At 72.2% G+C, this 19,306-nt stretch carries 17 protein-coding genes, 1 pseudogene and 1 riboswitch; of the genes and pseudogenes, 6 read left to right on the top strand and 12 right to left on the bottom strand.

The features are described from left to right. Nucleotides 1-105: 105 nt before the first annotated feature. Nucleotides 106-951, top strand: coding sequence for a L,D-transpeptidase family protein (locus tag ABIH81_RS20065; RefSeq protein ID WP_349876434.1), 846 nt, complete (start codon nucleotides 106-108; stop codon nucleotides 949-951). Nucleotides 952-1,090: 139 nt separating this feature from the next. On the opposite strand, the gene ABIH81_RS20070 is transcribed toward ABIH81_RS20065, so the two are convergent. After that, the gene (locus tag ABIH81_RS20070) at nucleotides 1,091-1,771 is read right to left on the bottom strand and encodes a hypothetical protein (RefSeq protein WP_349876435.1); all 681 of its coding nucleotides are present in this window, start codon (nucleotides 1,769-1,771) and stop codon (nucleotides 1,091-1,093) included. Nucleotides 1,772-1,983: 212 nt separating this feature from the next. Here ABIH81_RS20070 and ABIH81_RS20075 point away from each other — a divergent pair, with 212 nt between their 5' ends. Continuing rightward, the gene (locus ABIH81_RS20075) at nucleotides 1,984-2,997 is read left to right on the top strand and encodes an SDR family oxidoreductase (protein ID WP_349876436.1); all 1,014 of its coding nucleotides are present in this window, start codon (nucleotides 1,984-1,986) and stop codon (nucleotides 2,995-2,997) included. A gap of 77 nt (nucleotides 2,998-3,074) precedes the next feature. On the opposite strand, the gene ABIH81_RS20080 is transcribed toward ABIH81_RS20075, so the two are convergent. Genes ABIH81_RS20080 through ABIH81_RS20110 form a run of 7 tightly spaced genes read right to left on the bottom strand, consistent with a single transcriptional unit; the run spans nucleotide 3,075 to nucleotide 11,852 of the window. After that, the gene (locus ABIH81_RS20080) at nucleotides 3,075-4,595 is read right to left on the bottom strand and encodes an FGGY family carbohydrate kinase (protein ID WP_349876437.1); all 1,521 of its coding nucleotides are present in this window, start codon (nucleotides 4,593-4,595) and stop codon (nucleotides 3,075-3,077) included. Further along, on the bottom strand, nucleotides 4,595-6,244 hold the full coding sequence (locus tag ABIH81_RS20085; protein ID WP_349876438.1) for a glycerol-3-phosphate dehydrogenase/oxidase: 1,650 nt from the start codon (nucleotides 6,242-6,244) through the stop codon (nucleotides 4,595-4,597). Before ABIH81_RS20085 ends, ABIH81_RS20080 begins: the two co-directional genes overlap by 1 nt. A 59-nt stretch (nucleotides 6,245-6,303) precedes the next feature. After that, nucleotides 6,304-7,191: a 3-hydroxy-5-phosphonooxypentane-2,4-dione thiolase gene (lsrF, locus tag ABIH81_RS20090; protein ID WP_349876439.1), complete on the bottom strand. Its 888-nt coding sequence runs from the start codon at nucleotides 7,189-7,191 to the stop codon at nucleotides 6,304-6,306. Then, entirely contained in the window at nucleotides 7,184-8,200 is a 1,017-nt protein-coding gene (locus tag ABIH81_RS20095; protein WP_349876440.1) for an ABC transporter permease, read from the bottom strand. Before ABIH81_RS20095 ends, lsrF begins: the two co-directional genes overlap by 8 nt. Next, nucleotides 8,197-9,153, bottom strand: coding sequence for an ABC transporter permease (locus tag ABIH81_RS20100; RefSeq protein WP_349876441.1), 957 nt, complete (start codon nucleotides 9,151-9,153; stop codon nucleotides 8,197-8,199). Before ABIH81_RS20100 ends, ABIH81_RS20095 begins: the two co-directional genes overlap by 4 nt. Continuing rightward, the gene (locus ABIH81_RS20105) at nucleotides 9,150-10,703 is read right to left on the bottom strand and encodes a sugar ABC transporter ATP-binding protein (RefSeq protein ID WP_349876442.1); all 1,554 of its coding nucleotides are present in this window, start codon (nucleotides 10,701-10,703) and stop codon (nucleotides 9,150-9,152) included. The genes ABIH81_RS20100 and ABIH81_RS20105 overlap by 4 nt, the downstream gene beginning before the upstream one ends. A gap of 48 nt (nucleotides 10,704-10,751) precedes the next feature. Then, nucleotides 10,752-11,852, bottom strand: a complete 1,101-nt coding sequence (locus ABIH81_RS20110; RefSeq protein ID WP_349876443.1) for an ABC transporter substrate-binding protein — start codon at nucleotides 11,850-11,852, stop codon at nucleotides 10,752-10,754. Nucleotides 11,853-12,126: 274 nt separating this feature from the next. Here ABIH81_RS20110 and ABIH81_RS20115 point away from each other — a divergent pair, with 274 nt between their 5' ends. From ABIH81_RS20115 to ABIH81_RS20130, 4 genes are all read left to right on the top strand, one after another. Further along, on the top strand, nucleotides 12,127-12,870 hold the full coding sequence (locus ABIH81_RS20115; RefSeq protein ID WP_349876444.1) for a GntR family transcriptional regulator: 744 nt from the start codon (nucleotides 12,127-12,129) through the stop codon (nucleotides 12,868-12,870). Between the two features lie 77 nt (nucleotides 12,871-12,947). Next, nucleotides 12,948-13,280, top strand: coding sequence for a glyoxalase superfamily protein (locus tag ABIH81_RS20120; RefSeq protein ID WP_349876445.1), 333 nt, complete (start codon nucleotides 12,948-12,950; stop codon nucleotides 13,278-13,280). Between the two features lie 255 nt (nucleotides 13,281-13,535). Then, complete coding sequence (locus tag ABIH81_RS20125; RefSeq protein WP_349876446.1) at nucleotides 13,536-14,276, top strand: cobalt-precorrin-6A reductase; 741 nt, start codon at nucleotides 13,536-13,538, stop codon at nucleotides 14,274-14,276. Nucleotides 14,277-14,505: 229 nt separating this feature from the next. Next, nucleotides 14,506-15,969, top strand: a complete 1,464-nt coding sequence (locus ABIH81_RS20130) for an NF041680 family putative transposase (RefSeq protein WP_349876447.1) — start codon at nucleotides 14,506-14,508, stop codon at nucleotides 15,967-15,969. Between the two features lie 8 nt (nucleotides 15,970-15,977). Here ABIH81_RS20130 and ABIH81_RS20135 read toward each other — a convergent pair whose 3' ends face one another. The 4 genes and pseudogenes from ABIH81_RS20135 to ABIH81_RS20150 form a co-directional block, all read right to left on the bottom strand. After that, nucleotides 15,978-16,757 carry a CbtA family protein gene (locus ABIH81_RS20135; protein ID WP_349876448.1) on the bottom strand — a complete coding sequence of 260 codons (780 nt, stop codon included), beginning with the start codon at nucleotides 16,755-16,757 and terminating at the stop codon, nucleotides 15,978-15,980. Nucleotides 16,758-16,872: 115 nt separating this feature from the next. Further along, nucleotides 16,873-17,082, bottom strand: a complete 210-nt coding sequence (locus ABIH81_RS20140) for a CbtB-domain containing protein (protein WP_349876449.1) — start codon at nucleotides 17,080-17,082, stop codon at nucleotides 16,873-16,875. Nucleotides 17,083-17,138: 56 nt separating this feature from the next. After that, nucleotides 17,139-17,200: riboswitch (cobalamin riboswitch) on the bottom strand. A 79-nt stretch (nucleotides 17,201-17,279) separates the two neighbouring features. Then, nucleotides 17,280-17,999: pseudogene (cobA, locus tag ABIH81_RS20145) on the bottom strand (uroporphyrinogen-III C-methyltransferase); the annotation flags it as partial. Between the two features lie 248 nt (nucleotides 18,000-18,247). Then, nucleotides 18,248-19,282, bottom strand: a complete 1,035-nt coding sequence (locus ABIH81_RS20150) for an aminotransferase class I/II-fold pyridoxal phosphate-dependent enzyme (protein ID WP_349881163.1) — start codon at nucleotides 19,280-19,282, stop codon at nucleotides 18,248-18,250. Between the last annotated feature and the right edge of the window lie 24 nt (nucleotides 19,283-19,306).

Raw genomic sequence — 19,306 nt, forward strand, 5'->3', positions numbered from 1 at the left:
TCCCCGGTGCTGCCTTTTGCATACCTGCCGAAGGGTCTGTTTACCTGGAAAGGGAACCCGACCGGACGCACGAAGGGGGTGGGCCGGGATCCCGGCACGCTGATCATGAAAAGCCGACACATCACGGTATCCGTCACCTGCGCCGCCCTGCTGATGCTCGCGGCCGGCTGCGGCGACGGGCAGGAACCGGAGCCGAACTCGTCCGGCCAGAGCCGTGCGGTGACGTCGGCACCGCCGCCCGGAACGCCGACGGCCCCGACGGCGGGCGAGACGACCACGCCCGCACCGGCCACGGCATCCCCCTCGCCCTCGTCGAGCCCGTCGCCGTCGGGCACACCCGCCGGCGACGCGCCGGACGCCCTGCGTCGCGGCGACACCGGCGACACGGTCCGGGCACTGCAGGAGCGGCTCGACCGGCTCGGATACTGGGTCGGCGAGTCCGACGGCACCTTCGGCCTGCTCACCGAGCAGGCGGTCTACGCGCTCCAGAAGGCCGCCGGCCTGCGCCCGGACGGGATCGTCGGCGCGAAGACCCGGGCCGCGCTCGACGACGGGAGGCGCCCGGACGCCCGCAGCACCGACGGCCACCTCGCCGAGGTGGATCTGAACCGGCAACTGCTGATGATCGTCGACGACGGCGAGGTGAGCCGGATCTTCAACACCTCGACCGGCACGTTCGAGCACTACACCTACCAGGGGGAGACCTACCTGGCGGACACCCCGCGCGGCAGGTGGACCATCGACTGGCAGGTCGACGGCTGGCGCGACGGCCCGCTCGGCCGGCTGTACCGGCCGAAGTACTTCCAGGAGCAGGGGATCGCGATTCACGGATACACCAGCGTCCCGCCGTATCCGGCGTCGCACGGGTGTGTGCGGGTGACGCTGCCGGCGATGGACTGGCTGTGGACGCAGGACGTGCTGCCGAAGAAGACCCGGGTCTGGGTGTACTGAACGCTCACCGCCGCCGTATCCGTCATACGCGCCCGCGCGGAGTCGTACGGGCGAGGCGCTCGTTGCATGGCCCGCCTGGCGTCGTGCTTGGCCGTCCGCGGCCGCTCGCCTTTCCCATGTCGGCGTCTGACGACGGCACTCACTCGTCCGGTTGGCGGCGTTCGTCCTCGGCGCGTTCGCGGCTGAGGAAGAAGGCGCCGAGGGCGCCGGCCAGCGTGCCGAACACCGCCACCGAGTACGTGGCGAGCACCAGCTCCAGAATCTGGGCGAACGTGTCGTCCACGCGCAGCGGCTCACCGGTGACGGTGGTGAAGGCGGCGTCGTGCAGGGCCCGGGGGAGGCTGCGATAGGAGCCGGTGACCACGAGCAGTTGCCCGGCTGCGAGGATCACGGCGAGGGTCACCACGGCGAGCCAGGCCAGCCGGTCGGTGAGCAGCCGGCCGGCGGAGCGGGATCCGCGGATCGCGGCGGCGACGACGCCCCCGCCCCGGGCGGCCCGCAGTGCGCTCGCCGCGCGCAGAAACCGCAGGAACGGCACTGCCAGAAAGATCAGTTGCCACCAGTTGTGTTTCCAGAACTCGCCGGCGCAGCGGCGGGCGATCCAGGCGCGGAGCGTGAACTCGGCGACGAAGACGGCCCACAGGATCCAGCTGGTGACGGTGAGCACGGTGCTGAGCGGTTCGTCGTGGACGATCGCCTGGGCCAGGACGAGCAGCAGGAAGAGCAGACCCAGGACGCCCATCGGCTTGTCGAGCCGGCGGGCGAGGCCGTTGAGCCGGGCGTCGTCCTCACGGTCTCGCCGGCCGGGATCGTCGCTCACCCTGCCGCAGCCTACCCGCGCCCGGTCCCGGGAACCGCCTCTCGCGGCACGACCACCGACCGGTGAAATCCGGCGAACCGGCACGAGGGCGCTCGCAGTACGAGAAGACAAGAGGTCGGTGCGACATGAGCGGGTGCGGTGCAAGCCCCGGCGTGACTGGGTCGACCGGCGACGGGTAGTGCGGGCAGCAGGAGACGACGACGGGAGGCGGCATGGGCAGGCGGCGGCAGGACATCCAGGTGGCGGTGGTGACCGGGGCCAGCGCGGGCGTCGGCCGCGCCACCGTACGGCTCCTTGCCCGGCGCGGCATCGCCATCGCGCTGCTGGCCCGCGGCCGTGCCGGGCTCGACGCCGCCGCCGAGGAGGTACGCGCCGCCGGAAGCCGGGCCCTGCCGATCGAGGTCGACATGGCCGACCACGACAAGGTCGTCGACGCCGGCCGGCGAATCGAGACGGAGCTGGGCCCCATCGATCTGTGGATAAACGACGCGTTCAACTCCGTCTTCGCGCCGTTCCAGCAGACCCGCCCGGAGGAGTTCCGCCGTGCTACGGAGGTCACCTACCTCGGCTACGTGCACGGCACCCGCGTCGCGCTGTCCCACATGACCCCGCGCGACCGGGGCACCATCGTCCAGGTCGGCTCCGCGCTGGCCTACCGGGGCATTCCCCTGCAGGCGGCCTACTGCGGGGCGAAGCACGCCATCGTCGGATTCACCGAGTCGCTGCGCTGTGAGCTGCTGCACGAGCACAGCAACGTCAAGGTGACCATGGTGCACCTGCCGGCGGTGAACACCCCGCAGTTCGACTGGCTGCTGTCCCGGCTGCCCCGGCACGCCGAGCCGGTACCGCCCATCTACGAACCCGAGGTGGCCGCCCGCGCGATCGTCGCCGCCGCGGAGCGGCCCCGTCGGCGCGAATACTGGGTCGGCACCTCCACCGTCCTGACCATCCTCGGCAACCGCGTCGCACCGGGGCTGCTGGACCGCTACCTGGCCCGTACCGGCTATGAGTCCCAGCAGACCGGCCGCCCCGCCGACCACGACCGGCCGAACAACCTCTGGCATCCCCTCGACGGTTCCGGCGGGCACGACTACGGCGCGCGGGGCGACTTCTCCTCCCAGGCGCACCGCCGCAGCCCACAGGCATGGCTCTCCCGACACCGGATGGAGGTGGCCGCCGGCGTGCTCGGGACGGCGGCCGGCGTCCTCGCCTGGCGCCGAAGCTGATCGGCCGGAGCGCCCTCGTGACGGCGGTGCCGGGGCGAATCGCCCCGGCACCGCCGGCACCGAGTGGACCGACCCGTCTACGCCGACGCGCGGTTGCGCTGCACCTCCGACCAGACGCCGGCCATGCCGGCGAGGCACCGGTCGAAGGTCTCCGCGTGGCGCAGGTACGCCGCCCGGTCGGGACCGGGCTGCACGCACAGGTCGTCCTCGTCGTTGACACTCCACTCCGGTACGTCGTGGCCGACCGCGCCGGGCAGCAGGGAGGCGACGCCCCGGGCGCCCAGTTCGCTGGTGAGCTGCCGGCGTACCGGCCGGCCGAGCACGTCGGCGAAGATCTGCGCCCAGACGGTGGAGCGGGCGCCGCCGCCGGCCAGCCGCCAGGGGCGGTCCCCGATGTCCGCACCGCTGGCCAGCACCCGGTCGAGTTGCACCCGGTGGTACTGGGCGACGCCTTCGATCACGGCCCGGGTGAGGTGGCCGCGCCGATGGTTGCTGGCGAGGCCGAGGAACGTACCGGAGGCCGACGGGTGCTCGGGGGAGCCGTTGACGAAGGGCAGGAAGATCAGCCCTTCGGCACCGGGTGGCACCTCGGCGGCCTCGGCCAGCAGTTCGGCTGCGGGAACGCCGCCGTTCTGCCGGTGGGCGACGCCGGCGCAGGCCAGCCACTCCAGGTTCGCCGCCGAGGTCGGAGCGACCTCCATCGCCAGCATGGTGTCCGGGTCCGGCATGAACGCGCTGAGTGTCACCTCCGGGGCGGGGGTGCGCGCCGGCACGACGACGCCGTTGATCGCCCAGGTGCCCACGATGATCGTTCCCTCGCCGAGGCCCCGGCCGCCCGCGCCGAGGGTGGCCGCGACGCAGTCCATGCAGCCGGCGATGACCGGCAGGCCCTCGGGCAGGCCGGTGCGGGCGGCGGCTGCGGCGCTCAGCCCGGCGACCACCTCGTCGGAGCGCCGCAGCGGCGGGAACCGCTCCAGGTCGTCGGCGGGCAGCCCGACCAGCTCCAGCGCCGTCGGCGTGTACTCGCGGGTGTCCAGGGCGACCAGGCCGAACGCGCTGGCGTCGCTGTAGTCGGCGCTCGCGATCCCGGTGAGCTGGGCGGTGACCCAGTCCTTGCACGACAGGGCCCAGCGGGTGGCGGCGTAGGCGGCCGGCTCGGCGTCGCGCAGCCAGCGCAGCAGGACGGCCGGCTGGGCGGCCCACGGGATCGAGCCGGTCTCCCTTGCCAGCCGGCGCGCGTCCTGCGGTGGTATGGCCGCGACGATGTGCTGGGCCCGGGAGTCCGACGAGGCGATGGCCGGTCCGACCGGTCGCAGGGCCGCGTCCACCGGGTAGAGACCGTTGCCGTGGGCGGCCACCCCGACGCCGGCCGGGGCCCAGCCGTCGGCCGCGAGCTTGCCGGTGATCTCGGCGAGCAACCCCAGCACGATGTCGGCGAGGCCGGTCATGTCGACGTCGTGGCGGTGGGCGTTGACGCTGGTGCGGGGGGTGCGGGCGTGCACGACGGCCAGCTCGCGCCCCTCGGCGTCGAAGGCGGCGGCCTTGGTGGCGGTCAGACCGACGTCCACCCCGAGGTAGCAGGTCTGCGGAGCGGTCATCACGATCTCCTGTCGTTGGTCGGGGCGACCACCGGACGGTCGAGCGCGCGGGGCCGGAAGCGACGGAGCGCGGCGTGGTAGCCGGCCACCTCGTCCCGGACCCGTCCGGCGTTCCAACCCAGGTGGGAAGCGACAGCGTTTGCGCAGGTCAGGGCGGTTGAAACGGCCATGTCGGGGCCCAGACCGATCAGGGTACGGCGCAGCAGCGCGTCCGCCAAGGTGACCGCCCCTTCCGACTGGAAGGCCAGGACCAGTTCGGCGGCGACGGCGCCGGAGTCCTCGTCGACGGTCGTGGCGAGGTCGGGCTCGGCCCGGATCAGGTCGAGGACCGCGCGGGCCCGTACGCCGTAGATGTCGAGCAACCGGTTGGCCTGGGCCGGCGTCAGCGGCGCGGCCGACCGCAGGAACTGCGCGCGGAACGCCGGCCAGTCGGGGGTGTCCGCGCCGGGGAACGGGCGGGTCCGGGTGACGCACCGGCCGCGGGGGCGGCCCAGCAGCCGCATCGCCGCGTCGGTGACGTCCTCGGCGAGCGCCCGGTGGGTGGTGAGCTTCCCGCCGATGACGGTGAGCAGACCCTGGTACGCGGGGCCGTGATCGTGCACCGTGTGCCCCCGGCTGATCTTCGCGTTGTCCGACACCCCCGCCGTGTACGGCAGGGGGCGCACCCCCGCGACGGTGTAGAGCACGTCGGCGGGGGTGAGGTCGGCGCTGGGGAAGAGCCGGTTGGTCTCGGCGAGCAGGTACTCGATCTCCGCGTCGCTGGTCACCACCTCGTCCAGGTCGCCCTCGTACGTCAGGTCGGTGCTGCCCAGCACGTACCGGCCCGCCCAGGGGAAGACGAAGATCGGGCGCTGGTCGGCCGCGGCCTCGAAGAAGATGCAGGTGTCCGGGGCGCCCGGGAACGGATCGACGATGACGTGGCTGCCCTTGGTGCCGCCGTTGAGCCGCCCGCTGTCCACCTGCCCGTCGAGGATCCGGTCGATCCACGGGCCGGCCGCGTTGACCGTCAACCGGCCCCGGAACTCTGCCACCTGACCGGTCCGGTCGTCGCGGGTGCGTACGCCGTGCACCCGCTGCTCCTGCACCAGCAGGCCGGTCACCGTGGTGTAGGTGAGGATCCGTGCGCCGAGGCGCTCGGCGTCGAGCATGAGTTCCACGCAGAGCCGCTCCGCCCACGGCACCTGCGCATCGTGGAAGAGCACCCCGCCGCGCAGCCCGGTGCGGGAGAGGCCGGGCCAGCGACGGGCGATGGCCCGGGCGGACATGCCGCGGCTGCGTCCGCGCCCACGGCTGGCGGCCAGCACGTCGAAGGCGGCCAGGCCGAGCCGGATCAGCGGGCCCGGCCGGCTGTCGCCGGCGTAGGAGGGGATGAGCATGGGGTAGTCCTGCACCAGGTGCGGGGCGGTACGGAACAGCAGGTGGCGTTCGCGGATCGACTCGTGCACCAGCCGGAAGTCGTACCGTTCGAGGTACTTGAGGCCACCGTGAATCAGGCGGCTCGAGGTGGCGGTGGTACCGGCCCCGACGTCGCCCTGGTCGAGCACGACGACGCTCAGCCCTCGACTGGCGGCATCGCGGGCGGTGGCGAGGCCGTTGATGCCGGCACCGATGACGACGAGGTCGACGACATCGGTCTCTGGGTGTGACATGTGGGCTCCCGAGGAGAAGGGGTGCGGGCGCGGACGGACCCGCACCCCCGACGGATGGGTCAGGCTGCGGCGGAGCCGGCCGCCCGCTCGCGGAAGACCTCGTAGGCCTCCTCCGGCTTGGCGTCGTGGTGCACGACGGCGCGGATCGCGGCCAGCATCGCGGCCGGGTGCTCGCTCTGGAAGATGTTGCGGCCCATGTCGACGCCGGCGGCGCCTTCCTGCATCGACCGGTACGCCATGGTCAGCGCGTCCAGCTCGGGCAGTTTCTTGCCGCCGGCAACGATGATCGGCACCGGGCAGCTGGCGGTCACCGTCTCGAAGCCCTCCTCGACGTAGTACGTCTTGACGACGTGCGCGCCCATCTCCGCGCTGATCCGGGTGGCCAGCCGGAAGTAGCGGGCGTCGCGGACCATGTCCTTGCCCACGGCGGTGACGCCCAGGACGGCGATGCCGTGCCGCTGCCCGACGTCCACCAGCCGGGCGAGGTTCGCCACCGAACGGGACTCGTGCTCGCCACCGACGAACACCTGGATGGCCAGGGCCGCCGCGTTGAGGCGTACGGCGTCCTCGATGTCCAGGGCGAGGTGCTCGTCGGAGAGGTCCTTGAGCACGCTCGGCCCGCCGCTGGCCCGCAGCACCACCCCGGCGCTGCTGTGCGAGGGGATGCTGGTGCGCAGCGCGCCGCGGGTCATCATGATCGCGTCGGCGTCCGGAACCAGGGGTGCGATGTTGCGGTCGATCCGCTCCAGGCCGGCCATCGGGCCGAGGAAGTAGCCGTGGTCGAAGGCCAGCATGACCGTACGACCGTCCTCCGGGCGGAAGATCCGGGCGAGCCGGTTCTGCAGTCCCCAGTCCTGGGCGTGGGCGCCCTTGACGTGGAACCCGGTAGCGCCGCGCTCGTCGCCGCCGAAGTCACGGGCCTCGAGCAGGCCGTCGGTGTCAGGCATTGTTGTCTCCTGTCGTCGTTGCAGTGGAGGTTGCGGCGGCGGGTTGCCACCGCCGAGGGATGCGGATGCGGCGGGTGGAGGCGCGGGGCGTCCCCCCGCCGGCCAGGAAGAGCACGAAGAGCACCAGCGCGCCCTTGAGCAGGTTCTGTGCGGCGGTGCTCCAGCCCACGAGGTTGACCAGGCCGTCGAGCAGGATGAAGAAGAGCGCGCTGCCCCAGATGCCCACCGGCACCGCCCGGCCGCCGGAGATCAACGTTCCGCCGATGACCACGACGGCCACCGAGTCGAGCAGGTAGCGGGTGCCGAGGTCCGGTGACGGGGCGATGTAGGCGGCCAGCAGCGCGCCGGTCAGGCCGGCCAGGGCGCCGCTGGCCAGGTAGGTCGTGGTGACCACCCGGGCGACGGGGACACCGGCCCGCTCGGCCGCCGGCCGGTTCTGGCCGAGGGCGAGCAGGGACCGTCCGTAGACGGTGCGGCTGAGCACCGCCGCCACCACCGCGGTCAGCGCGGCGACGGCGACCGCCAGCACCGGCACCCCCGCCGGGCGCAGGTTGAGCAGCGCGCGCAGCCCCTCGTCGGGTACGGCGGTGAAGCCGTCGGCGAGCGACAGCGTCAGGGAGGACGCGATCAGTCCGGCCGCGAGGGTGGCGATGATCGGCGGTACGGAGAGCCCGAGGATGGCCACCACGCTGATCACCGCGATCGCGACGCCGCTGCCGACGCCGGCCAGGAGCCCGACCGCGACCGAGCCGGTGGCGGTGGCGACCTGCACCGAGACGAAGCCGGCGAGGGAGATGATCGACGCCACCGAGACGTCGATGTTCCCCGGCCCGGCGGTGATCACGAGCATCTGGCCGAGGCCCACGATGACCAGGTAGGGCGCGAGCGAGAGGGCCAGGGAGACGGTCTGCCCGCCGCCGGAGTCGGAGATGGCCAGGATCAGCGTCCAGACCAGTGCGGCGGCGAGGAAACCCCAGATCCAGGGGCGGGTCAGGGTACGGGGGGTCATCGGAGCACCTTTCCGACCACGACGCGGCCGGCGAGCACGGCCAGCACGATGCCGCCCTGCACGGCCGACTGCATGTTCGACGGCACGTCGAGCAGGCTGAGGACGACGGAGACCAGGCCGAGGGTCACGCCACCGATGGCGACCCCCCAGGGCACGGCGGTGCCGCCGGCGAAGGACCCGCCGCCGAGGATCACCGCGGCGACCGTGATCAGGGTGTAGCTGGCGGCCGACGAGATGTCGCCGCCGCCGGTCTGCGAGGCCAGCACCAGGCCGGCCAGGACGCCGAGTGCGCCGGCTGCGGCGTACGCGACGACCCGTGCGGTCAACGGCCGCAGCCCGGCCCGTTGCAGCGCCACCGGGTTGCTGCCCAGGGCGCGCACACGCACGCCCACGCTGCTGCGCGACGAGAGCAGCCAGACCAGCGCGGCGACGAGCAGGATCGGCAGCACCGGGGCGGGGAAGCCGGCCGGTTGCCACGACCCGAAGGTGGCCAGCCACTGCGGGGTGCTGCCACCCGGTGTGGGCAGGATGAACAGCCCCAGGCCCAGCCACACGAACGACGCGCCGAGGGTGGCGATCAGCGAGGGCACCCGGCGCAGGTGGATCAGCGCGCCGAGCACCGCGTACGCGGCGACCAGGCCCAGCAGGACGAGCGCGCCGGTGCCGGGGGAGTCCACCAGCAGGGTGGCCGTGACGACGGTGACCAGCCCGACGAAGTTGCCGATGCCGAGGTCGATGTCGCCGACCGACATCAGCATCATCTGGGCCTGGGCGGCGATCACCAGCGGTACCGTGGCCGACAGGACCAGCGTCAGCCCCGGCACGGTCAGCACCCCCGGTTGCAGGGACGCGCAGACGGCGAGCATGGCGACCAGTGCGACCGCGCTCACCGCGGCGGGCGCCGTGCGGCGCAGCAGCGCCGGCGGGGCGGCGGTGGTGAGCAGATTGGTCATCGCGGGGCCCCCTCGGATTCGGGATCGGATCCGGACTCGGCGAAGGAGACGGCGATGATCCGCTCCTCGGTGATCTCCGCGCCGGTCAGTTCGGCGACCACCCGCCCGGCGCGCAGCACGTAGACGCGGTCGCAGTGCGCCATCTCCGCGTTCTCGCTCGAGTACCAGACAACGCTGCGACCACGGGCCGCCTCCTCGCGGATGAGCGCGTACAGGCCGGTCTTGGTGTGCACGTCGACGCCCCGGAAGGGGTCGTCGAGCAGGACGAGGTCCGCGGTCGAGGCGAACGCCCGGGCGACGATCACCTTCTGCTGGTTGCCGCCGCTGAGTTCGGTCATGGCCGCATCGGCACCGCCGCGCACGGCCAGGCGCTCCACCCAGTGCGCGACGGCGGCGCGCTCCTCGGCCCGGCGGCGTACGCCGTAACGGGACAGACCGCGCATGGCGGTGACCACCAGGTTCTCCGCCACCGACCACAACGGCAGGACGCCGGAACGCTGCCGGTCGCCCGGGACGTACGCGCGGGCGCCCTCGACGGTGGTGTCCCGCCGTACCGGCCGCCACAGCCGCTCCAGGACCTCCTGCTGGCCCTGGCCGGCCAGACCGGCGAGACCGACGACCTCGCCGGCGCCGACCCGGATCGACACGTCGTGCAGGCCGTGACCACCGGCGCCGCGCAGCTCGGCGACGACCCGCCGCTGCGGCCGCGAGCCGGTGGCCGGGGCGACCGGCTCGGTCGGCGCGGCCACCTCGGCGCCCATCAGTGTGAGGACCTCGTCCTCACTGAGGCCCGTGGCGGTTCGTTCGGCGACGACGGCTCCGTCGCGCATCACCGCGATCCGGTCGGCCACCGACAGGACCTCCCGGATCCGGTGCGAGATGAGCAGCACCGCGGAGCCCTCGGCGGCGAGCCGCCGGACGTGGTCGTAGAGGGACCGGGCGGCGTCTGGACCGAGGGACTCGGTGGGCTCGTCGAGGATCAGCAGGTCGAGACGGTCGACCAGGCTGGCCCGGGCGATCTCCACCATCTGTCGGCGGGCGAGGGAGAGATCCTCCACCCGATCCCGCGGGGACACCGCGTGCCCCGGGAACATCTCGTCGAGCCGTCGGCGGACCGCGGCGGCGGCCGCCCGCCGCCAGCCGGCGCGGGGCAGGTCGTGGCGGGAGGAGAGCCAGATGTTCTCCGCCACGGTCAGGTGCGGGCAGAGGGACGTCTCCTGGTACGCCATGCGTACGGTGCGGAAGGCGGTCGCCCCCGGGCCGACGTCGCCGGGCGGCACCTCCCGGCCGCCGACAGCGACCGCACCCTCGTCGCAGGCCTCCAGCCCGGCGAGGACCCGCATCAGGGTGCTCTTGCCGGCGCCGTTGTGCCCGACGAGGCCGAGCACCTCGCCGGCGCGGACGTCGAGGTCCACGCCGGCGAGGGCCCGGGTGCGTCCGTACGTCTTCGCCACCCGCCGGGCGGTGACCACCGGCTGGCGCCCGGCCGGTTGCGGGCCGCCCTGCGGCGGGGCCGAGACCGACCCCGTCGGCAGGTTGTCGACGTGCATGATCGCTCCTCCTGGTCGTCCGGTCGGCCGGCGGCCGACTCGCTCAGGTCAGTTGGCGGCCGACGGGATCGGCGGGGTCACCGGCTCGGACCCGTTCTTCGCCGCCTCGACCTGCTTGCGGAACAGCTCCTGCGTCCACGGCCAGGCGGCGTACTCGTCCGGCTTGAGGGCGGCGGCCCACGCGTCGCGGTCCTTCTGCTCGACGAGCATGATCGGGAAGGTCAGCTCCTTCGGGATGTCCTTGCCGTCGAGCAGGTCGATGGCCTCCCAGAGCGCCGCGACCGACTGGCCGGGGTCGGACATGACCGCCACCGAGCCGTTGTCGATCTTGTTGTCCTTCCAGTAGTTCAGGGCGCGGCCGTTGGTCTCGAAGGTCACCGCCGGGACCGGCTTGCCGGCGGTGGAGAACGCCTGCGCGACGCCGTAGCCGTCGCCACAACCGATGACGCCGTCCACCTTGGGCACGCTGGACAGCACGCCGAGGACTGCCTTCTGCGCCTTGGCCCCGTCGCACATGCCGTTGACCGTCGCGGCGACCTCGACGCCGGGATGCTTGGCGAGGATGTCCTTGGTCGTCTGGTACATCTCGGCCTCCGGCTGGGAGCCCACGACGCCACGGCTGACGATGACGGTGCCCGTGCCGCCGATGCCGTCGATCAGCGGCTCGGCCGCGGCCGTCGCCCAGTCCTTGAAGCTGTTGAGCAGCACGTGGGCGCAGGGCGCGTCGATCGCCGAGTCGAAGACCACGACCTTGATGCCCTGGTTGCACGCCTGCTGGATCACCGGCTTGAGCGCGGTCGGCGAGGCCGGGTCGATGAGCAGGGCGTCGGGCTTCTGCACCAGCAGGCTCTTGATCTGGGCCACCTGCTCGGTCGCCGAGTTCTCACCGGGCGCGTTGACGACCTTGTACTTCCCGATCAACCCGTCCTTCTGGGCCTGGGTCGCGGCCTCCTCGAACTTGGCGATCATCGTCTGCCGCCAGCCGTTGCCGATGAAGCCGTTGCTCAGCGCGATGAACGGCTTGTCGCCATCGCCGGCGGCGGAGCCGTCGGAGGCGGAGCCGCAGCCGGCGGCCGTGGCGGCGATGGCAGCGGCGAGCGAGGCGGCGACGACGGCCCTACGGCGCCGGAGTGGGGGTGTGGTGGTCATGGGTGGGGCCTCCAGACGAGGAGCGGACCCGCCGCAGCGGGATGCGATTGCGCTGGTCGCGGACGGCCACCGGAGCGGCGTCGCGTGCCAGTCATTACAGACCTGTAGTGACAGGTGCGCTAGGCCTGCGTTAAGAACGTGTTTCACATCACAGTGATCGTGGTTACATTGCGGTAACGACCTGCGCCTCGGCGTTGCGGATCACTACGCAGCCTGTCATGACAGGACGTTTGGATCGTGGCATGCTGTGTCCGGTCGACGGGGAGAGGAACCCATGACGATGACGTACCCGCGGTTGAGCCGGGACGGGGCCGAACCGCTGTGGATGCAGCTGATGCGGACCCTGCGGGGTCAGATCGAGTCCGGCGAGATCGGGCCGGATCAGCCGCTGCCCTCGGAGGCGGAGCTCAGCGTCCGCTACGGCGTGTCCCGCACCGTCGTCCGGGAAGCCCTGCGCGAGCTCGTCCAGCAGCGGATGATCTACAAGGTGAAGGGTCGCGGCGCGTTCGTCGCCCCGCGCAAGACCGAGCTGCGGTTCGTCGGCTCGGTCTCCGGATCCGCCGACGACCTGCGCGAGTCGGGGCGCCGGGTCACCACCCAGACGATCCGGCAGGAACTCGCCGAGGCCGACCAGGACGAGGCCGAACTGCTCCAGATCCGGCCCGGCGAGCCCGTGGTCCGGATGCGCCGGCTCCGCCGCGTCGACGGCCAGCCGTGGCTGCTCGTCGACACCGCGCTACCGGCCCGGTTGGTGCCCGGCCTGGAGCGGGCCGTGCTGGAGAACCAGTCCCTCTACGACGTGCTGCGCCGCCGGTACGGGCTGGAGGCCGCCGCGGCCGACCGCTGGATCGAGGCAGTCTTCCCCGACCCCGAGGACGCCGAGCTGCTCGAAGTCACCACCTCGACGCCCCTGCTCGCCATCGAGTCGGTCGCCTGGCTGCCCGACGGCGTCCGCTTCGAGGCGTACCACGCGCTGCACCGCAGTGACCAGACCCGGTTCTTCGTCGGCATCCGGTAGCGACGGCGGCGCCGGCGCGCCTGCTACGACCGCGAACGCGCCGGAGGAAGAATCGTGTGGTCTGCGACGATGGCGCCATGAACGAGGAAGTCATTCCCATTCTTCGCGTCGAGGACGCTGCGGCGGCGGTTGCCTGGTACGAGCGTCTGGGCTTCACCAAGCAGTGGGAACACCGCTTCGAATCGGGACTTCCCGCGTTCGTCGAGGTCGCCCGGGGCGCGGTGCGGTTGTTCTTGTCGGAGCACAAGGGAGATGCCCGCCCCGACACGCTGGTCTACCTCCGCGTCCGTGACGTCGAGGCCATCGCCTCCGAGTTCGATGTGCAGGCGAAGGATGCTCCGTGGGCGCGTGAGATCGAGCTGCACGACCCTGACGGCAACCGGCTTCGGATCGGCACGCCCCTGCAATGACCCTCGCCGGCCGGCGCGGCAGGGAAGCTGTGCTGGTGGCTGAGCGAGCACGCCCCGGACGAGGTTTCCGCGGTGCCGTGGCTGCTCCCGCCTCCCGCCGCTCGCCGCCGCCACGAGCAGTCCTGCGGGCACGGCGGCTTGGCTAAGCTGTCGGTCTGTGACCGCCACCAGCCGGTTCGGCAGCATCTGGACGTCGAGGCGCCGTCTGCTCTCGCCGAGGACGAGCTCGGGCGGTTCCGGTGATGGGAGCAACGGGTGAGGGTGCTGGTGCTCGGCGGGACGCGGGAGGCGCGTTCGCTGGCGCAGAGACTGGTGTCGGACTGCGACGAGGTGGTGACGTCGCTTGCCGGGCGGGTCGCTCGTCCGCGGCTCCCCGCCGGTGAGGTGCGTGTGGGCGGGTTCGGCGGGGTGGACGGGATCGTCGGCTACCTGGACGTCGAGGCGGTGGACGTGGTGGTCGATGCCACGCACCCGTTCGCCGAGCGGATCAGCGCCAACGCTGCGGTGGCATGCCGCCGGGCGGGGGTGCCGCTGCTGCGTCTGGAGCGCCCCGGATGGTCGACGCGGCCGGACGCGGCGAGGTGGCACTGGGCCGACGACCACGATGAGGCCGCGCGCGTGACCGCGCAACTGGGCGAGCGGCCGTTCTTGACAGTCGGCCGTCAGTCGCTGCACCGCTTCGTCGGTCCGCTGCATGAACACCGGTGCCTGGTACGCGTCGTCGACCGGCCCGAGATCATGCTGCCTACCCGTTGGACGCTCCTGCAGAGCCGCGGGCCGTACCCGGTCGAGCACGAGCGTGGCGTGATGGCCGGCGTGGACGTCCTGGTGACGAAGGACTCAGGCGGTGCCCACACGGAGGCCAAACTGGACGTCGCGGCCGAGCGCGGGCTGCCCGTCGTTGTCGTGCGGCGGGTCGGGGCCCCCGCGGGGGTCGGTGTCGTCGCCGAGGTGGAAGAGGCTCACGCCTGGGTTCGTGCGCAGCCGGCACGCTGAGCTGGGCCGTGCCGGCGGTACGGGTTTCACCGCCCTGGCTCTGCGACGTCCGGCCCGGCCATTCATGGAGCCGGGCCGGACTGCCACTGCTGTCGACGAATTCTTGCGCGCCCTAGCTTGATCTTTAACCTCCGAGGGGCCTGTGGGGACCCTGACTGATCACGGAAACAGCCCTTGGTCGATGATCTTCTTGTCTAGGGAAGAGCATCAATGACCAAGGGCTGTTCTGGTGATCAGTGTGCATGACCGCGGTTCGGCTGATGCCGTCGGGGACCTGGGCAGGTTCCGGCGAGAGTTCTACGACTGCTTGACTGCTCGGGCTGACGCGTTGTTCGACCTGACGGACGCGGTGTTGTGCGCCGACGGGCCGGTCCGGTCGTTGGTGGAGTTGTCGCTGGTGGGTGAGCACCGCCGGGGGCATGGGGCGTTATATGACGCCCTCGCCTGCGGGCGGCTGGACGTCGATCGGCTGCGCACCGCCCTCGCCGGGGTGCCGTTGCCGCGGGCAGCCGACGGCCGTCTCGTCCTGGCGGTCGACATCACCTGCTGGCTGCGGCCGGACGCGCACACCTCACCGCAGCGGATCCTGTGCCACACCTACGGACGCGGCAAGGATCAGACCATCATGATCCCGGGCTGGCCGTATTCGATGGTCGTGGCCCTGGAATCGGGCCGAAGTTCGTGGACCGCGCCGTTGGACGCGGTGCGGCTGGCGCCTGGTGATGACGCGGCCACGGTCACCGCTGGGCAGTTGCGAGACATCGTGGGGCGTCTGATCGCGGCCGGGCAGTGGCAGGCCGGGGACCTGGAGATCCTGGTCGTGGCCGACGCCGGCTACGACGCGCCCCGCCTTGCGTTCCTCCTGCGTGACCTGCCCGTGCAAGTCCTCGCTCGGATGCGCTCCGACCGGGTACTACGCCGGGCAGTGCCAGCCCGGCAACCCGGGACGATCGGCCGACCGCGCAGGCACGGCGACGAGTTCGTCTTCGGTGATCCCTCCACCTGGGGTGAACCGAATGCTGCCACCGTTGCCGACACCCGTCTTTACGGCACGGCGTGGGCTCGAGCCTGGGACCGGTTGCACCCACGGTTGACCCACCGATCCGCCTGGATCGACTCGGCGAAGATGCTGCCGGTCATCGAGGGAACCGTCATCCGTTTGGAAGTCGAGCACCTGCCCAGCGGCGCGACCCCGAAGCCGGTCTGGTTGTGGTGGTCCGGCGTCGACGCCACCACCGCTGATGTCGACCGGCTCTGGCAGACGTTCCTGCGCCGCTTCGACATCGAACACACGTTCCGCCTGTTCAAACAGACCCTCGGCTGGACCTGCCCGAAGATCCGCACGCCGCAGGCCGCCGACCGATGGACCTGGATGATCCTCGCCGCCTACACCCAACTCCGGCTGGCCCGCGCCCTCGCCACCGACCTGCGCCGCCCCTGGGAGAAACCCGCACCACCACAGCGTCTGTCACCCGCCCGCGTCCGCCGCGGGTTTCGGCACCTGCGCGCGAAGGCCACCTGCCCGGCCGGTGCACCCAAACCCGCCCGGCCAGGACCAGGACGGCCACCCGGCCGCCGCAACAACCACCCCACCCCGCGCTACGACGTCCACACCGCGACCACCACGAACGCCAAGACACCGACCGCAACGAAGACGAAGTCCGTCAATCCCCGGCCACGCCGCACGGGTTAAAAATCAAGCTAGAGGGAGGCGGCGAGTTCGCGGCGGCGCTGAGCCTCGGCGACCCGGTCCGCGTCGCGACCGACCAGGCCGGTCAGGACCACGCCGAGCACCGCCCACAGGGCGGCGATGGTCAGGATCGACTCGCGGCGGAAATACCAGAGTGTGTCGGCTGGGAAGTCGCCGACCTCGTTGACCGTCGGCAGGATCAGGCCGGCGATGACCACGACGACGAGGTAGACGGCGCAGCCGACGACGACGCTTGCGAAGGCGCCGAGCTGGGCCAGCAGACGGCGGGCCAGCATGACGGCCGCGATCGCGGCGACGAGACTGATCGTCCAGAATCCGAAGTACAGGGCGGTGCGCTCGCCGATGGTGTCGCCGCTACCGACCGCCGGTGGGGTGGACGGGTATTTGAGGAAGGGCACGAGGGCCGTCGCGACGAAGCCGGTGGCCGCGACCAGGGCGGTGGAGGACCGCGGCGACAGGGATCCCAGCCGGCCGAGCGCGAATGCCGCGGCCAGCGCGGTGGCACCACCCAGGACCGTGCCGAGCAGGATGGTGCCGGTGGCCAGGCCCCACGTCGACTGTGTGTCGCGGGAGACATCGGCGGCCTCGCCGTGGTGGTCGTCCGCGGCCGTGGCGTCGTGGCTGTGCGCGGCTGCGGCTGAGCCGGCCTCCTCGATGGCGATGGCGGTGTCGATCTGGGGTTCGGCGATGGCGTAGGCGATGAGGAAGGCCGCGAAGCCGGCGACGAGACCGGCGATCAAGCCACGGAGCAGAAAGGTACGGGGGGTCATGCGGATCCCGATCGTGAGGGCAGCACCGCGGGCAGCCTGAACTGCCGGCGATGTCGATGAGGAGAGAACGAGTTCCCGGCCCGGACAGGAATCCGGGCCGGACGAGGCGCGGGGATCAGTGGCAGGGATAGCCCATGACGTGCCGGGCGTCGTGGACGAACTCGTGCACCATCGTGCCCTCGATGACCGAGAAAGCGCCCTGCTCGGCGCCCACGAAGAACAGCACCACGAGGGCGAGCAGGGAGAAGAAGACCGCCCACGGAGCGAGGGCGGAGACCGGGATGCGGGGAAGGGCGGCCGGGACGGCCGTGGTTGCCTGAGGCATGTGACACTCCTTGGGGATGCAGCGTCCCATCGACGGATGTTCGCCTTGGCTGGAGGGTCTGGCTTCGCCGCGAGCGGCGTCACAGTAGCGCGACTGCGCCGGATTCACACCGGCTTCCGCCAGCAAGGTGACACGAGGCTAACAGAGCGGCGAGCCCACCTGAAGGGTGTGGCGCCGGGTGCGTGCGTACTGCGTGGTCACGGTTCGAGGGCGGTCACGTCACCGATGACGGCGACGGCCGGGGCACCGAGGCCGATCGCTGCCGCGTCGGTGGCGATGCGGGCGAGCGTGCTACGGATCACCCGTTGGCTGGTCAGGCTGGCGTCGCCCACGAGGGCGCACGGTGTGTCGGGAGACAGCCCGCCGTCCATGAGGGCCTCGGTGATGGCCGGCAGGGTCCGCACACCCATCAGCACGACCAGCGTGGTACCGGATCGAGCCAGAGCCGCGTAGTCCAGCGTGGAATCCGGGTGGCCGGGTGGGACGTGGCCGGATATCACCGTGAATCCCTGGGCGAGGCCGCGGTGGGTGACCGGGATACCGGCCAGCTCCGGTGCCGCGACGCTGGAGGTGACTCCGGGCACCACCGTGACCGGGACGCCGGCGGTGGTGCACGCCTGGACCTCCTCGAAACCGCGGCCGAACACGTACGAGTCACCGCCCTTGAGCCGTACGACGTGCCTGCCGGCCTTCGCGTGCTCGACGAGGAGCCGGTTGATGTCCTCCTGGCTGGTCGAGCGCCCGAACGGGATCTTGGACACGTCGATGACCTGCACGCCCGGAGGTGCCCAGGCCAGCGACTCCCAGGGGGCGAGCCGGTCGGCGACGACGACGTCGGCGGTTTCGATCGCGGCTCGTCCGGCGACCGTCACCAGGCCGGCGTCGCCCGGCCCTGCGCCGACGAGCGTCACGCGGCCGGTACCCGTGGTCGCGGCGGCAGGCTGGGGCCGCGGTCGCGGCACGGAGCGGATGACCAGGTCGAAGGTTGTTTCGTCGGCGGGGTCGTTGGTCAACCCGAGCCGGCCGCGCTGGGCGAGATCCTCCAGGGCGGCGCAGGCTGTGGCGGCATGGACGGTCACATCGGCGCCGTCGCGCAGCAGCCCCGCGACGATCGGAACGGCGTGATCGGTGCCGTCCAGGACGAGGACGCGGCGTCCGGTGACGTTCATCTCCATGCGGTGTGGACTCCCAGTGCGGCGATCAGGTGGCGGGTGACCGGGGGCTCGGGCACTGTGATGCGGATCCAGGTGTCGTCCAGACCGGGAACCGTGTCGACGCGCCGCACGGCGATTCCTTGGCCGCGCAGGATCCGGGCGGCGGACCCCAGCCGCGCGAGCACGAACGGGGCACTGGAAGCGGTGACCTCGACGCCGAGCTCGCTGAGCCCGTCGACGAGGATCCGCCGGTGCTGCTCGGTCCGGCGCGCTCGCCGTACGGCCTCGCGTGCTGCCTCGGGACCGGCGGTCGCCGCGATGGCGTGCAGGGCGGGGGTGCTGACCGACCACGGCGGCTGCTGCGCGCGCAGGTCGGCCAGTACGGCGGGGTCGCCGATGACGTAACCGGCGGGGATGCCGGGCATGGACCACAGCTTGGCGAGGGTACGGATGACCAGCAGTCCCGTGACCCGGTGCCCGGCCAGACCGTCCGGCTGGCCGGGGACGAAATCCATGAACGACTCGTCGACCACCACCACCCGTCCAGGCCGGCACAGCGCACGGATCGTCGCAGCCGGGTGCAGCCGGCCCGTCGGGTCGGCGGGATTGCCGATGACGACGAGGTCCGCGTCCGCGGGGATCGAATCCGGCTCGAGAGCGAACCCGTTCCCGGGCCGGCACAGGACGTGGATCGAGGTGCGGCCGGCGGCGCGCAAGGCAACGTCCGGCGTGGTGAGCTGCGGATGCACGACGACCGGGCGCTGCCACGGCCGGGCGCGGGCGAGCAGGAAGGACGCCTCGGTGGCCCCGGCGGTGACGAGGACGTCCTCGGTGCGGCGGTCGTGGCGCCGTGCCACTGCCCGCTGCGCCACTGTGGGGTCGGGGTAGCTGGTGCAGGCGGCGACACCGTCACGCAGTGACCGGTCAAGCCAGTCGGGCCGAGGCAGCGGGCTCCTGTCGTCCGTGTGGTGGAGCAGGTCACCGCCGGTCCCGGCCTCCTCGTGCGCTGGCGGCGGGCACACCACCGATGCCGGCTCGGCCGGCACCGAGGCGCGCGGGGCGGGGCGGGC

Source organism: Micromonospora sp. HUAS YX12 (genome assembly GCF_040215685.1).
Classification (GTDB): domain Bacteria; phylum Actinomycetota; class Actinomycetes; order Mycobacteriales; family Micromonosporaceae; genus Micromonospora; species Micromonospora tulbaghiae.